Here is a 14902-nt window from a genome sequence, read left to right as displayed (position 1 = left end):
TCGATCATTCACTGGTAAGGGCCGTGACCGGGTCGAGCCGGGCAGCTTTGCGGGCCGGCATGAAGCCGAAGACAACACCGGTAACGAGGGCGCAGCCGAAAGCGCCGAGCACCGCCATCAAGGAAAACGCGACGGCCACTTCGCTGAGCACCAGCACGCCGCCGACGAGCAGCGCCAGACCAATCCCGGCAATACCGCCGACCACCGAGAGCATCACCGCTTCGGTGAGGAACTGGCGCAGGATGTCGCGCTGACGGGCGCCAGTGGCCATGCGAATACCGATCTCGCGGGTCCGCTCGCGCACGGTCATGAGCATGATGTTCATCACGCCGATGCCGCCGACGAGGAGCGAGATCGCGGCAATCGAGCCAAGCATCAGCGACAGGGTGTTCTGGGTCCGGGCTTCGGCCTGGATCATCGCCGCGTTGTTGGTCAGTTCGAAATCCTGCTTGCCGTCGTGCAGGCGCAGCATCAACTCGCGGATGGCGATTTCCGCTTCCTTGACCTTGCGCGCGTCGGCCGTGGCGATGGCCACGTATTCAGGGTTGTGGGTGCCGAACAGCCGGACACTGGCCGCCGAATACGGAATGGCGATCCGGTTGTCGCTGTCGGAGTCGCCGGAACTGGCGCCTTTTTCGGCGAGCACGCCGATCACTTGGAACGGTACGTTTTCGATCAGGATGTATTGGCCGATGGGGTTGGGCACGTCCTTGAGCAATTTGCTCCGAACCTTGTGCCCGATCACTGCAACTGCCGCGGCGTTTCTTTCATCGGCCTCGGTGAAGTAGCTGCCCTGAACCACCGGCCAGTTGAAGATCGCCGGGAAATTGGTGTCATTGCCGCCGACGTAACTCATGTGGTCGACGTTGCCGTAACGCACGCCGGCCTCGGCGCCGTTGACCGGCATGATCCGCTTCACTTGCGGCAGGCTGGCCAGCGCGGCGACGTCCGCCAGGGTGACGACTCCGGGCGGGGTGCGCGGGTTCGGCGCCGAGCCGCTGAGGTAAATGATGTTCGAGCCGAAAGCGCCCATTTGCGCCATGACCTGGCGCTTGCTGCCTTCGCCGACCGCCAACATCACCACCACCGATGCCACGCCGATGATGATCCCGAGCAACGTCAGGGCGGTGCGGAAACGGTTGATCCACATCACCCGCCATGCCGCGTGCACCGCATCCACCAGCTCGCCTTTCCAGGCCCCGGTGGCCTCGGCGCCTTCGCTGAGGCGCTTGCGCAAATCCACCGCTTGCAACGCGCCGGGGTTGGCCGAGGTTTGCACCGTCGGGTCGTCGTGGGCGCTGTCGCTGATGATCAGGCCATCGCGGATTTCGATGATGCGCTTGGCCCGCGCCGCGACTTCGCGGTCGTGGGTAATGAGGATCACCACGTGGCCCTGGCTCGCCAGTTCGTCGAGCAAGGTCATGACCTCGGCGCCGCTATGGCTGTCGAGGTTGCCGGTGGGTTCGTCGGCGAAGATGATGTGGCCGCCGTTCATCAAGGCGCGAGCAATCGACGACCCGCTGCTGCTGGCCGCCGGAGAGCTGATGCGGACGGTTGCCGGTTCGCGAGGCCAATCCGAGGCGGTCGAGCAGGGCGGCGGCGCGGGCGTGGCGTTCGGCCGCCGGGATGCCGGCGTAGATTGCCGGCATCTCGACGTTTTCCTGGGCCGAGCCGGACGGGATCAGGTGATAACCCTGGAACACAAAGCCAAACGCCTCGCGGCGCAGCCAGGCCAGTTCATCGCTGTCGAGCCCGGCGACGTTTTCCCCGGCGAAGCGGTATTCGCCCGAGGTCGGTCGGTCGAGGCAGCCGAGAATGTTCATCAGCGTCGATTTGCCGGAACCGGAAGCGCCGACAATCGCGACGAACTCGCCGGCATGAATCGACAGGTCGATGCCGCGCAACACGTGAACTTCCGGAGCGTCGCCACCGCCATAGGCCTTGCGGATATCTTGCAGGTCGATCAGAGGCGTCAGCATTTAGCCGCCACTCCCGTCAGCCGGTCCGATCAACAGGTGATCGCCTTCGTCGAGGCCATCGAGGATCTGCACTTTGAGGCGATCACTGATGCCGGTGCGCACGGTCCGTTGCTGGATGTCACCGTTTTTGGCGACGACCCGGGCAGTCTGGCTGTCGGGCTGCGTGCCGCCCTGCAATGCGGCAATCGGTGCGGTGAGGACGTTTTTCGCCTGGTTAGAGACGAAGAAAACCTGGGTGGTCATTTCCGCCATCAAGGCGTTGTCGGCGTTGTCGACGTCGAGCAATACGGTGTAGAGCACCACGCGACCGGTGCCGCTTTTACTCGAACTGGCGGGGCTGCCGCCGCCCTGGCTGGTCTGGTCCAGCGGTTTGGGCGGGATCGGCAGGATCTGCCGCACCGTGCTGTTCCAGCGGCGGTTGCCGCCACTGAGGGTGGTGAACCAGGCGTTCATACCGGGTTTGACGTGGCCGATGTCGGCTTCCGAGACCTCGGCCCAAACCGTCATCGGCGACAGTTTGGCAATGCGCAAAATCAACGGTGTCTGCTGCTGAGCGTTGAGCGTTTGGCCTTCCCGGGCGTCGAGGGCTACGACCGTTCCGTTCATTGGTGCATAAATTCGCGTGTAGCCGAGTTCTGCCTGATCACTGCGCAGGCTGGCTTGGGCTTGGCGGATCTGCGCCTGGAACATATCAACGCGAGCTTGGGTGGCGCGCAGTTCGGCTTGAGCGGTTTGCACGTCTTCGTCGCGGGTGGCGCCGCCGGCAGCCAGATGTTGTTGGCGCTGGAATTTCTGCCGGGCCAGTTCGTGCTGCGCTCGTTGCTCCTGGAGCTGGGCCTTGAGGTTGTCGATGGAAAAACGCCCGGCGTCGAGTTTGGCTTGCTGGGTCGACGGGTCGATCTCCACCAGCAGATCGCCTTCCTTGACCACGTCGCCAACCTCCACATGAATCTTGTGGATCTGCCCCGACGCTTGGGCGCCGACGTCGACGTAACGCCGCGGTTGCAGGGTGCCCAGGGCGGTGACGCTGCTTTCAATGTCGCCGCGACTGACTTGAACCGTAGCGAGCTGATCGCGGCCGGGCGGGATGATTTGCCAGGCGGCGACGGCGATAACGGGGATCAGACACAGGGCTACAAGCAGGGCGCGTCGGGTGTGTCGGGGACGTTTCATGCAGGGTTCCGGCCAAAGGAAATCGGCCCGTCGTTCAGGCGGCGCGCCCATCTGGGCGACAGCCGAACGCTGTCGCAGAGCGACAGACACGGGGAGCTGTCCTGTAAACGAGGAGATAAGGGCGGAATTTAAGCGCGGACACACAGAGTTACAGGTATAGCGCCGCACTATTTGTCGGGCAAACCGAATCAGTACTTTAAATCTATATGAGAATTACTATAAATTACGCGGCTCAAATCGCCATCATCGTGCCATTGCCCATTCGGCGGTCGCGGATCTGGCTCAAGGACAGAAGCCGCACTCCCTGCGGTCGGGAGTCATGTTGGAAAACTACTATCGCGAGCTGGTGTGTTTCCTGAACGCCAAGCTGGGCAACCGTCAGGTGGCCGAAGATGTGGTGCATGACGCCTATGTGCGGGTACTGGAGCGTTCCAGCGACACGCCGATCGAGCAGCCCCGGGCGTTTCTCTATCGCACTGCACTCAATCTGGTGATCGACGACCATCGGCGCAATGCCCTGCGTCAGGTCGAATCCCTGGAAGTGCTCGATACCGAAGAACGCTACTTCATCCCCTCGCCACACAATTGCCTCGACCACGGCCAGCGCCTGGAAATGCTCCAGCGTGCCTTGGCCGAACTGCCACGGTTGTGCCGCGAGAGCTTCCTGCTGCGCAAGATCGATGGTCTGTCGCATCCTGAAATCGCCGAAAACCTGGGCATTTCCCGGGCGCTGGTGGAGAAGCACATCGTCAATGCCATGAAACACTGCCGGGTGCGAATCAAGCAGTGGGACGCCCATTGATCCCATCCGATTAAATTTTTTTCATTGTCCTCGTTTCTACTCAACAGACGATCTGCTGTCCTGCCTAAGGCCGGTCAGGTCACCCAGGCTTTATCCCCACGGTTGAGGGGTTCATCCAGAGGACACTGGAAATGACACAGGCAATTGCATCGCCCATCGTTCACGACCTGATCGGCATTGGTTTCGGCCCGTCGAACCTGGCGCTGGCCATCGCTCTGCAAGAGCGCTCGGCGAATCAGGGTGAGCTGGATGTACTGTTTCTCGACAAGCAGGCCGACTACCGCTGGCACGGCAACACCCTGGTGACCCAGAGCGAGTTGCAGATTTCCTTCCTCAAGGACCTGGTGACCCTGCGCAACCCGACCAGCCCGTACTCGTTCGTCAATTACCTCAAGCATCACGGCCGCCTGGTGGACTTCATCAACCTTGGCACGTTCTATCCGTGCCGCATGGAGTACAACGACTACCTGCGCTGGGTCGCCGGGCAGTTCACCGAACAGAGCCGTTACGGCGAAGAAGTGCTGACCATCGAGCCGGTGCTGCACCAGCAGCAGATCGAGGCGTTGCGGGTGATTTCCCGTGATACACAGGGTCATCAGCACATCCGCACCACTCGCTCGGTGGTCGTCAGCGCCGGCGGTACACCGCGTATTCCTGAAGCGTTCAAAGCGCTGAAGGACGACAGCCGAGTCTTCCACCATTCCCAATACCTGGCGCAAATGGCCCAGCAGCCGTGCGTGAACAATCAACCGATGAGCATCGCGATCATCGGCGGCGGGCAGAGCGCGGCGGAAGCCTTTATCGATTTGAACGACAGCTTCCCGTCGGTGCAAGTGGACATGATCCTGCGCGGCTCGGCCCTGAAACCGGCGGATGACAGCCCGTTCGTCAACGAAGTGTTTTCGCCGGAGTTCACCGACCTGGTGTTCCAGCAAGCGAGCAGCGAGCGCGAGCGTCTGGTCAACGAGTACCACAACACCAATTACTCGGTGGTGGACATCGACCTGATCGAACGCATCTACGGCATCTTCTATCGCCAGAAGGTTTCGGGGGTTGCCCGTCATGCGTTCCGCACCCTGACCACCATCGAAAAAGCCGCCGCCACCGAGCACGGTATCGAACTGATCGTGCGCAACAACGCCACCGGTGAAGTCACGGTTCGTCATTACGACGCCGTGGTACTCGCCACCGGTTACGAGCGTCAGATGCACCGCAAACTGCTGGCGCCGCTGGAACAGTACCTCGGTGATTTCGAAGTCGATCGCAACTACAAACTGATCACCGACGAGCGCTGCAAGGCTGGCATCTACATGCAGGGCTTCTGCCAGGCCAGCCACGGCTTGAGCGACACCTTGCTGTCGATCCTGCCGATTCGGGCTGATGAGATTGCCCGCTCCCTGTATGACCATGGCAAAAACCGTGGGCACAGCCGTTCGGTGATGGACTTGTTGCTGGCCACTGCCAGTTAAGATTTGTGGCGGCTGTCAGGCCGCCTTCGCGAGCAAGCCCGCTCCCACAATGGACCTGTGTTCGCAGGACAAATGTGGGAGCGGGCTTGCTCGCGAAGGGGCCAAAAAGAACACCGCAAATCTTCAATCCTGAACCCTTCCTGAAGAACCCCGAGATTCCCCCGGCACACGCCCCAGCGTCGTTTACTCTCCTTACATCGGCGCGTAAGCTTCGCGCGATTTCTTCAATAGCGGAGACCCACAGTGGGTACTTGTTCGAGTGACAGTAGTCGGCCGGTTTCAGTAACCGGCATTTTCTCGGCAAGATAACGCGCAGTCTTTTTGTGCCGTTTTCTTGCTGAAAAGCGAGTAGCGGCATTCTCTATCGCGGCCAGTGCTGGGCCGTCCTGATGTCCTCTCATCGACACTGAATCGTGTGATGTTCGACGTGCCCGTCGTCATCGCGGCGACTCGACACGCCTGCTCGACGGTTTCCTGGCCGACCCTGGGGGGCAACTGCCATGAACCTGACCTTGCTCAAGGAATTCTTCGCCGGATTCCTGCGCACCCGCCACATCGCCCGGCACTTTCGTCGCCTGGCCTTGCTGGAAAGCTTCACCGACACCACGGTCAGCCGTGAAGTACCGCCCACCCTGGCGCAAACCCTGGTGTCTGCCGCCAACAGTGACACCGGTCCATTGCTGGACAAACTCGGCAGCCACACCGATGGTTTGAGCGAGCTCGAAGCCGAGGCCTTGCGCGAGCAATACGGCCTTAACGAGGTCGAGCACGAGCAGCCGCTGCCGTGGTGGGTTCACTTGTGGCACTGCTACAAAAACCCGTTCAACCTGTTGCTGACCTTGTTGGCGTTTATCTCCTGGCTGACCGAGGACGTGAAAGCCGCCGTGGTGATTTTCTCCATGGTGGTGCTCTCGACCTTGCTGCGGTTCTGGCAGGAAGCCAAGTCCAACCAGGCCGCTGACGCGCTAAAGGCGATGGTGAGCAACACCGCGACGGTCATGCGCCAGGGGGCGCAGCGCATCGAACTGCCGATCAAGCAACTGGTGCCTGGCGACCTGATCGTGCTCTCGGCCGGCGACATGATTCCGGCCGATTGCCGGGTACTCAGCGCCAAGGACCTGTTCGTCAGCCAGGCTGCCATGACCGGCGAATCGATGCCGGTGGAAAAATTCCCCGTCAGCAAGACAGCGACACCAGTAACCCGCTGGACCTGGACAACATCCTGTTCATGGGCACCAATGTGGTCTCGGGTGCGGCCATCGCGGTGATCCTGACCACCGGTAACAGCACCTATTTCGGTGCCTTGGCGCAGCGGGTCAGCGCCACTGACCGCACGCCGACCTCGTTTCAAACCGGGGTCAACAAGGTCAGTTGGCTGCTGATTCGCTTCATGTTCGTGATGGCGCCGCTGGTGCTGTTTATCAACGGTTTCACCAAGGGTGACTGGATGCAGGCGCTGCTGTTCGCGCTGTCCATCGCCGTGGGCCTGACCCCTGAAATGCTGCCGATGATTGTCACCTCGACCCTGGCCAAGGGTGCGGTGTTCCTCTCGCGCAAGAAAGTCATCGTCAAGCGCCTGGATGCGATCCAGAACTTCGGGGCGACGCACGTGATCTGCACCGACAAGACCGGCACCCTGACCCAGGACAAAATCTTCCTCGCCCGGCATGTGGACGTCTGGGGCGAAGAGTCCGATGACGTGCTGGAAATGGCCTACCTCAACAGCTACTACCAGACCGGCCTGAAAAACCTGCTGGACGTGGCGGTGCTGCAACACGTCGAGGTTCACCGTGAACTGGAAGTGGCCACCGCGTTCGCCAAGGTCGATGAAGTGCCGTTCGACTTCAACCGCCGGCGCATGTCGGTGGTGGTCGCCGAGCATGATCAACAGCATCACTTGCTGGTGTGCAAAGGCGCCGTGGAGGAAATCCTCGCGGTGTGCACCCGGGTTCGTCATGGTGAAAACGACGAACCGCTGACTGAAGAACTGCTGACGCGGATTCGCGAAGTGACCGCCTCCTTCAACGAGGAAGGTCTGCGCGTGGTGGCCGTGGCGGCGCGGCACACGCCCAAGGAACAGTCGGTTTACAGCCTCGCCGACGAGCAGCAAATGACCCTGATCGGCTACGTCGCATTCCTCGATCCGCCCAAGGAAAGCACCGCGCCGGCCCTGCGCGCATTGGCCGAACACGGCATTGCGGTAAAAGTGCTGACCGGCGACAACGAACTGGTGACCGCCAAGATCTGCCGCGAAGTCGGCCTGGAGCAGCAAGGCCTGCTGATGGGCAGCGACGTCGAGCGCATGAGCGACGCCGAACTGGCGCTGGCCGTGGAGACCACCAACGTCTTTGCCAAACTGACGCCGTCACACAAGGAACGCATCGTCCGCTTGCTCAAAGGCAACGGCCACGTGGTCGGTTTCATGGGCGACGGCATCAACGACGCCCCGGCGCTGCGGGCGGCCGACATTGGTATTTCGGTGGACAGCGCGGTGGACATCGCCAAGGAAGCGGCCGACATCATCCTGCTGGAAAAGAGCCTGATGGTGCTGGAGGAGGGTGTGCTGGAAGGGCGCAGGACCTTCGCCAACATGCTCAAGTACATCAAAATGACCGCCAGTTCGAACTTCGGCAACGTGTTCTCGGTGCTGGTGGCCAGTGCGTTTATCCCGTTCCTGCCGATGCTGCCGATGCACCTGCTGGTGCAGAACCTGCTCTATGACATTTCGCAGATCGCCATCCCGTTCGATAACGTCGATGCCGAGATGCTGAAAAAGCCCCAGCGCTGGCAGCCGGCCGACGTCGGGCGCTTCATGCTGTTCTTCGGCCCGATCAGTTCGATCTTCGACATCACCACGTTTGCTTTGATGTGGTACGTGTTCGACGCCAATACCCCGGACCACCAGACGCTGTTCCAGTCCGGCTGGTTCGTGGTGGGGTTGCTGACCCAGACGCTGATCGTGCACATGATCCGTACGCCGAAGATCCCGTTCCTGCAAAGCCGTGCGGCTACGCCGTTGATGGTCATGACCGGGATCATCATGGCGGTCGGGATCTTCCTGCCGATGGGGCCGCTGGCACACTACTTCAAACTGCAGGCACTGCCGTCGCTGTACTTCGTGTTCCTGCCGGTGATTTTGCTGGCGTACATGGGCCTGACCCAGGCGGTGAAGGGCTTCTATATCCGCCGGTTTGGCTGGCAATAAAGCTAACATCAAAAGATCGCAGCCTTCGGCAGCTCCACATAGGGACGGCGTACACCCTGTAGGAGCTGCCGAAGGCTGCGATCTTTTGATCTTTGAGCCACTCAATGATTTAAGGCGAAAAGTGATCTTTAGGAAAAGTCCTACAGATACATCCGTCAGTGTTCCGTAGCCTTGCGCCCTCACGATTTTCACTCTCATGGGGGCCACGATGCCGAACAAAGCCTTACGAATCCTGATCGCCGATGAGCAGCATTTCCATCGGATGAAAGTCGAACGGCTGTTCAATCAGCTCGATTACTACCGAGTGGCGCCGGTACAAAACCTTGAAGAATTGCTGACCCTGGTGGAATACGGTTGCGAGCCGTTTGACCTGGTGGTGATCAATGCTGCGCTGGCGTCCGGGGCGCTGGATCTGCTGGGGTTCCTGCGCGATAACCCTCAGATGCGTTACGCCTTGATCTACAACGGCGAGCGGGCGCAGTTGCCGCCGATCCCGGCCTGTACGCAGCAAAAGATCCAGGTCAGCCATGTGGCGCTGCCCGATCTGAGCACCCTCACGCGGCTGATGTCGATCATTGATCCTCCTGTGCAAGAGGACGATCAACCCTGGTTCACCCCGTCATACAAGCAAAAACTGGGTTGACCATTCGTCGCTACTGTCAGATCTGACAGGTAGTTTTGCCTTGCCTGCCATGCAAAAGTCGTTGCGCAGCCGTTGCGTCTACGCCGGGTCAGGCCCGCGAGTATTCGCGGCGCAATCGTCATGTTTTTGCATAGGGAGTTGCTATGAAGTCAGCGCTGATTGTGGACGATCATCCGGTTGTACGCGCCGCAGTCAAAATCGTACTTGAGCAAGAGGGGTTCAAACGGATTTACGAGGTGGCTATCGGGAGTGAGGTCATGGCAATGGTCCGTGAGCATTCACCTGATTTGGTGGTGCTGGATTTGGTGATGCCTTCACTCGATGGGCTGGATGTGCTGGGGCGGCTGAAGATTGCTAACGTGCCCTCCAGAGTACTGGTCTTCACCTCCCAGGAGCCGCAGTTTTATCAAGAACGCTGCATGCGGGCCGGCGCCATGGCGTATGTGGCCAAGACCAATGATTTGAGCCATTTGCACAAAGCGGTGCACGCCCTGATGGCCGGTTACACTTATTTTATTCAGCTCGCTTCAGGCTCGGTGGCGCTTAATAACCTGCAAAGCAGCGAAAAGGAACTGATCGACAAGCTTTCTGATCGTGAACTGATGATTTTTCAGCATCTGGCACGGGGACTGAGCAACAAGGCCATCGCCGAGGCCATGCACTTGAGTCACAAGACCGTCAGTACTTACAAGACACGCTGCAACGAAAAGCTCGGGTTGACCTCGGCGGTTCACTGCCGGGATTTCGCCAAGCGCAATCATCTGATTTGAACGAGCCAGACCGTGCGTGCCTGTCTGTTCGTCTTGTTGCTGTTCACCCTTGTGCAAGCCGGGGCGGTGCAGGCTGAAGAGCCTTTGGTCCTGCATCTGCTGGGACGCTCGACGGTGGAGGGCTACGAAGTTCGCCTCGATGACCAGGACTGGCAATGGCTGCGCAGCAAGCGGGTGTTGCGCCTCGGTGTCACGGGCCCGGACTACCCGCCGTTCGAGGTGACGCGTAACCACGATGAACTGGAAGGCATTACCGCCGACTATGCCGATCTGCTGGCGCAACTGCTGCACGTCAAGGTCGAGGTGTTGCGCTACGGTACCCGCGAGGCGGCCATGCAGGCGCTCAAACGCGATGAGCTGGACCTGCTCGGGACGTCGAACAACTTCGAGGCGGCCGACCCCGAGCTGACGAGGTCCCGCGCCTACGCTGACGATCAGCCGATGCTGGTCACCCGCGAGGACGAACAATTGCCTGGCAACCTGGCGGGCATGCGCATTGCCATGGTCGATGATTATCTGCCGGCTTCGAGTGTCGAGGCGTTGTATCCCGAGGCGAGCCTGCACCTGTATGCCTCGACGCTCGAGGCAATCGGGGCCGTCGCGTTCGGTCAAGATGACGTGTACTTGGGCGACTTCATCAGCGCCAATTACCTGATCAACAACAACTACCTCAACAACGTTCACCTGGCCGGGCCTTCCACTCTGGATGCCAATCCGTTCGGCTTCGCGCTAGCGCGCAGCAATTCGCGTCTTACAGGCATTGTCGATCAGGCACTGGCGACGATTCCCATGGATCAGCGCGAGGCGATCGAGCGGCGCTGGAGTGCCGGCCAGGGCAATGTTTCAGGTCAGCAAAGTGTCCGGTTGAGCCCCAGCGAACAACGTTGGCTGGCTCAGCATCCGGTGTTGACCGTGGGCGTTGTCGAGGATTTTGCGCCACTGACTTTTTCGATGCTCAGGGCCGCTTCAGCGGGTTGACCGCGCAGTTACTGACCTTGATCAGCCAGCGCAGCGGCTTGACCTTCAAGGTGCAACGCAGCCGTTCGCTGGACCAGCAGATCCAGCAACTCAAGACGAGTGAGATTGACCTGGTGCCGGCGATCATTCCCGGCCGCGAACAGGAGGACGAGTTGCGCTTCACCCGCGCTTATCTGAGCACCCCGTTTGTGTTGGTCAGCGCCACTACCCCGGGCAGCCCGAAGACCCTGGATGATCTGGCCGGTAAACGCTTGGCGATCTATCACAGTCATCCATTGCGCGGGTTCATCGAAGCGCGAGTGCCGGGCATTCGGTTGGTGGACGTACAAAGCCCGGCCGACGGCCTGGAGGCAGTGATCAATGGGCAGGCCGATGCGGCACTCAGCTCTTTGATCTTGACCCGTTACCTGATTGCCCGGCAGTACCGCGACCGTCTGCGAATCAACAGTACGGTAGGCAGTGAACCGGCGCGGATCACCCTGGCCACCGAACGCGGCGGGCTGGAATTGCAGTCGATCCTGAACAAGGCCCTGCTGAGCATCTCGCCCCAGGAGATGGACGAATTAGTCGCCCGCTGGAGCAACAACGAGGTAGTGGATGACAGCTATTGGCTGCGTCATCGCCAAGCCCTGCTTCAAGGCTTTGCCGCCGCCGGTGCCTTGCTGTTACTGGCGCTGGCCTGGATCGGCTGGCAACGTTGGCAGATTCGCCAACGCCAGTTGTGGTTGCAGCAATTACAGGAGGCCAAGGACGCCGCCGACGATGCCAATCGGGCAAAAACCACGTTTCTGGCGACCATGAGCCATGAAATCCGCACGCCGATGAACGCCCTGATCGGCATGCTCGAACTCGCGCTCAAACGCTCCGAAGAGGGCGTCACCGACCGTTTTGCCATTGAGGTGGCGTCCAGTTCCGCGCAGCAATTACTGGTGTTGATCGGCGATATCCTCGACATCGCCCGCATCGAGTCCGGGCATTTGTCTCTGGCACCGGAGCGGGCCAATTTACGTGGGCTGGCGGAATCGGTGTGCCGGGTTTTTGAAGGCCTGGCGTTGCAGAAAGCGCTGGATTGGCGGGTCGAACTGGATGAGCACAGCGACCAGGATGTGTTGATCGACCCTCTGCGCTTCAAACAAGTGCTGTCCAATCTGTTGAGCAACGCCATTAAGTTCACCGATGAGGGCGAGGTGAGCCTGACCCTGCGCGTGACGCCTGGGCGATCCGGTTATCTGACGGTGAGCGTGGCGATTGAAGACAGCGGCATCGGTATCAGCGCCGCCGATCAGCAGCGGCTGTTCAGTCCGTTCATCCAGGCGAGCAACAGCCCGCAATCCGGCCGCAGCGGTTCGGGACTGGGGTTGGTGATCAGCCGCTCGTTGTGCGAAATGATGGGCGGCCGGTTGCGACTTCAAAGCGACTTAGGTTGGGGCACACAGGTTGAGGTCACTCTGGATTTACCCGCCCTGCGACCGTTGCCATCCAGCGAGGTGTCACAGAACGCGGTACCACTGCCGACACGTTCATTGACGATTCTGGTGGTCGACGATTACCCGGCCAATCGACTGTTGCTGTCGCGTCAACTGAATTACCTGGGCCACCGGGTGCTCGAGGCCGAGGATGGTGGGCAAGGGCTGGAACTATGGCGCAAGCAAGCGCCCGACGTACTGATCACTGACTGCAACATGCCGGTGCTCAGTGGTTATGAACTGACAATGGCAATTCGTGATGAAGAACAGGCTCAAGGCTTGCCGGCGACGTTGATCCTGGGGTTTACCGCCAACGCCCAGCCCGAGGAAAAACTGCGTTGCCTGGAAGCAGGCATGGATGATTGCCTGTTCAAACCGATCCGTCTGGACGATTTGAGTGGATGGCTGGCGACCAGGTTTGTGGGGGAATCAAAAATATCTGTCGAAGAACAACCGGTTTCAGAGATCGATTTGAGTGGCCTTGAGCAATATGTCGGCAGTGACCGCACGTTGATCAATCGCCTGGTACACGATCTGGCGCAAACCAACCGCGAGGATCGCGAGCACCTGCTTCAGGCCCACGCAGCCGATAATCGCCAGGAACTGCGAGATCTGGCACACCGCATCAAGGGCAGTGCGCGCATGGTCCGGGCGTTGCAACTGATCGAGTGTTGCGAGCAATTGGAACAGGCTTGCGCCGAAGGTCGTGCGGCAATGATCGACGAAGCCGTCGAACGCTTGCAGCAGACGATGGCGCGCCTGGACAAAAGTTTTCGTTAGCGCTGGAGATCAATCCCAGTGCGGGGCAGTGCCTTTGGGGCTGGTCAATCGATGGCCGCGATCGAGGCCGGCGATCAGCGCCATGTCGGCCTCACTCAGGGTCAGTGCGCAGGCTTGCAGGTTGCTTTCCAGGTTGGCGCGTTTGGTCGACGACGGGATCACCGCGTAGCCCAATTGCATGGCCCAGGCCAGGGTGACCTGTGCCGGTGTGGCTTGCAGGCGCTCGGCGATCTGCTGGATCACCGGGTCCTTGAGCACTTCGCCGTAGGCCAGGGTCATGTAGGAAGTGATCTGGATGCCTTGGCTTTGGGCGAATTCGACGACCTTGCGGTTTTGCAGGTACGGGTGCAGCTCGATCTGGTTGGTGGCGATGTTTTCAGCGCCGACCGCCGCGATGGCCTGCTTCATCAGATCCACAGTGAAGTTGGACACACCGATCTGGCGGGTCAGGCCCAGCTTCTTGGCTTCGAGCAGTGCGCCCATGAATTCTGCCACCGGCACCTGGTTTTCCGGCGATGGCCAGTGAATCAGCGTCAGGTCCAGGTAATCAGTTTGCAAGTTACGCAGGCTTTGTTTGAGGCTGTCGATCAGTCGATCCTTGGCGAAGTTGGCGACCCAGATCTTGCTGGTGATGAACAACTCATGACGCGGGACGCCGCTGTCGGCGATGGCTTGGCCGACGTCGGCTTCGTTTTCGTAGATCTGCGCGGTATCGACGACCCGGTAGCCCAGTTCAAGACCGGTGCTCACCGAATCGATGACCACCTGACCTTGCAGGCGAAAGGTACCAAGACCGAATGCGGGAACAGACATTGATGACTCCAGGGTTGCAGTGGGAATGAGCACGAGTATCCGCGCCGATGTCCTTGAGAAAAACCGCTGATAAGGCAAAGCAATGTTTACCGCAAGTCATGAATCGAGAATCAAAATCAAAGATCGCAGCCTTCGGCAGCTCCTACACCGATGCCATGTAGGAGCTGCCGAAGGCTGCGATCTTTTGATCTTTGCTTTATTACCTCCGCGCCTCAAGAATCATGCAAGTCGTCGACCCCGTCGCATACAACCGCCCGTCCACATCATAAATCCGCCCCTCGGCCAACGCCGTCGAACGCCCCAGATGCACAATCTTGCCTTCGGCTCGCACCGGTCCACTGGCGCCGGTCAACGCCCGGACATAACTGATGCGCAAATCGAGCGTCGTGTAGCCCTGGCCTTTTTCAATTGCGTGTGAATCGCGCAGCCCATGCACGAATCCAGCAAGGTCGCCGCATAGCCGCCATGTACGCTGCCCAGCGGGTTGTAATGACGCGAATCCGGCGTGCCCTGAAAGACAAACAGCCCGGCCGACCATTCGATTGGAATGAAATCCATCAACGTGCCAATGGGCGGCGAGGGCAGTTCACCGTTGCCGATGCCTTCAAAGAATTCGGCGGGGGAGAGCGCGCTGACTTCGGCCATCGACAGGCTGCCAGGGCCGGCGAGGCGATCGCGCATGGCTTGCTCCTGAGCGATCCATTGGGCGAGAGTGGCTTCACGGGTTGGGCTTTGCATCACGAATACCTCGGTCGGATATTATGGCTGTAATTTTGTTTGATATTATGTCCGAAATAAAAACCATGCTACCCCCTGTTCTGTCA

The 14902-nt window shown here is 60.0% G+C and carries 6 protein-coding genes and 4 pseudogenes; 6 read left to right on the top strand and 4 right to left on the bottom strand.

Annotated elements, in window-relative coordinates:
* Positions 1-4: 4 nt before the first annotated feature.
* Both RHM58_RS31910 and RHM58_RS31905 read right to left on the bottom strand, forming a co-directional pair.
* Positions 5-1979, bottom strand: a pseudogene (locus RHM58_RS31910) (MacB family efflux pump subunit).
* Positions 1980-3152 (bottom strand): efflux RND transporter periplasmic adaptor subunit, encoded by a 1173-nt coding sequence (locus RHM58_RS31905; RefSeq protein WP_322269167.1) that lies wholly within the window; start codon positions 3150-3152, stop codon positions 1980-1982.
* Positions 3153-3471: 319 nt separating this feature from the next.
* Here RHM58_RS31905 and RHM58_RS31900 point away from each other — a divergent pair, with 319 nt between their 5' ends.
* The 6 genes and pseudogenes from RHM58_RS31900 to RHM58_RS31875 all read left to right on the top strand — a co-directional run bounded on the left by RHM58_RS31900 (position 3472) and on the right by RHM58_RS31875 (position 13265).
* The gene (locus tag RHM58_RS31900; RefSeq protein WP_201202231.1) at positions 3472-3954 is read left to right on the top strand and encodes a sigma-70 family RNA polymerase sigma factor; all 483 of its coding nucleotides are present in this window, start codon (positions 3472-3474) and stop codon (positions 3952-3954) included.
* Positions 3955-4085: 131 nt separating this feature from the next.
* Positions 4086-5423, top strand: coding sequence for a lysine N(6)-hydroxylase/L-ornithine N(5)-oxygenase family protein (locus RHM58_RS31895; protein ID WP_322269166.1), 1338 nt, complete (start codon positions 4086-4088; stop codon positions 5421-5423).
* A 500-nt stretch (positions 5424-5923) separates the two neighbouring features.
* Positions 5924-8628: pseudogene (gene mgtA, locus RHM58_RS31890) on the top strand (magnesium-translocating P-type ATPase).
* Positions 8629-8836: 208 nt separating this feature from the next.
* On the top strand, positions 8837-9271 hold the full coding sequence (locus RHM58_RS31885) for a response regulator (protein WP_201256796.1): 435 nt from the start codon (positions 8837-8839) through the stop codon (positions 9269-9271).
* 143 nt (positions 9272-9414) lie between these two features.
* Positions 9415-10041: a response regulator transcription factor gene (locus RHM58_RS31880; protein ID WP_201256797.1), complete on the top strand. Its 627-nt coding sequence runs from the start codon at positions 9415-9417 to the stop codon at positions 10039-10041.
* Between the two features lie 12 nt (positions 10042-10053).
* A pseudogene (locus RHM58_RS31875) lies at positions 10054-13265 on the top strand (transporter substrate-binding domain-containing protein).
* Positions 13266-13274: 9 nt separating this feature from the next.
* On the opposite strand, the gene dkgB reads toward RHM58_RS31875, so the two are convergent.
* Positions 13275-14078, bottom strand: a complete 804-nt coding sequence (dkgB, locus tag RHM58_RS31870) for a 2,5-didehydrogluconate reductase DkgB (protein ID WP_322269165.1) — start codon at positions 14076-14078, stop codon at positions 13275-13277.
* Positions 14079-14277: 199 nt separating this feature from the next.
* Positions 14278-14816: pseudogene (locus RHM58_RS31865) on the bottom strand (PaaI family thioesterase).
* Positions 14817-14902: the final 86 nt, after the last annotated feature.

Origin of the sequence: Pseudomonas sp. 10S4 (assembly GCF_034344865.1) — a bacterium.
Lineage (GTDB): Bacteria > Pseudomonadota > Gammaproteobacteria > Pseudomonadales > Pseudomonadaceae > Aquipseudomonas.
The sequence above is the reverse complement of the archived record's forward strand: the minus strand, read 5'-3'. Positions and strand labels throughout refer to the sequence as shown.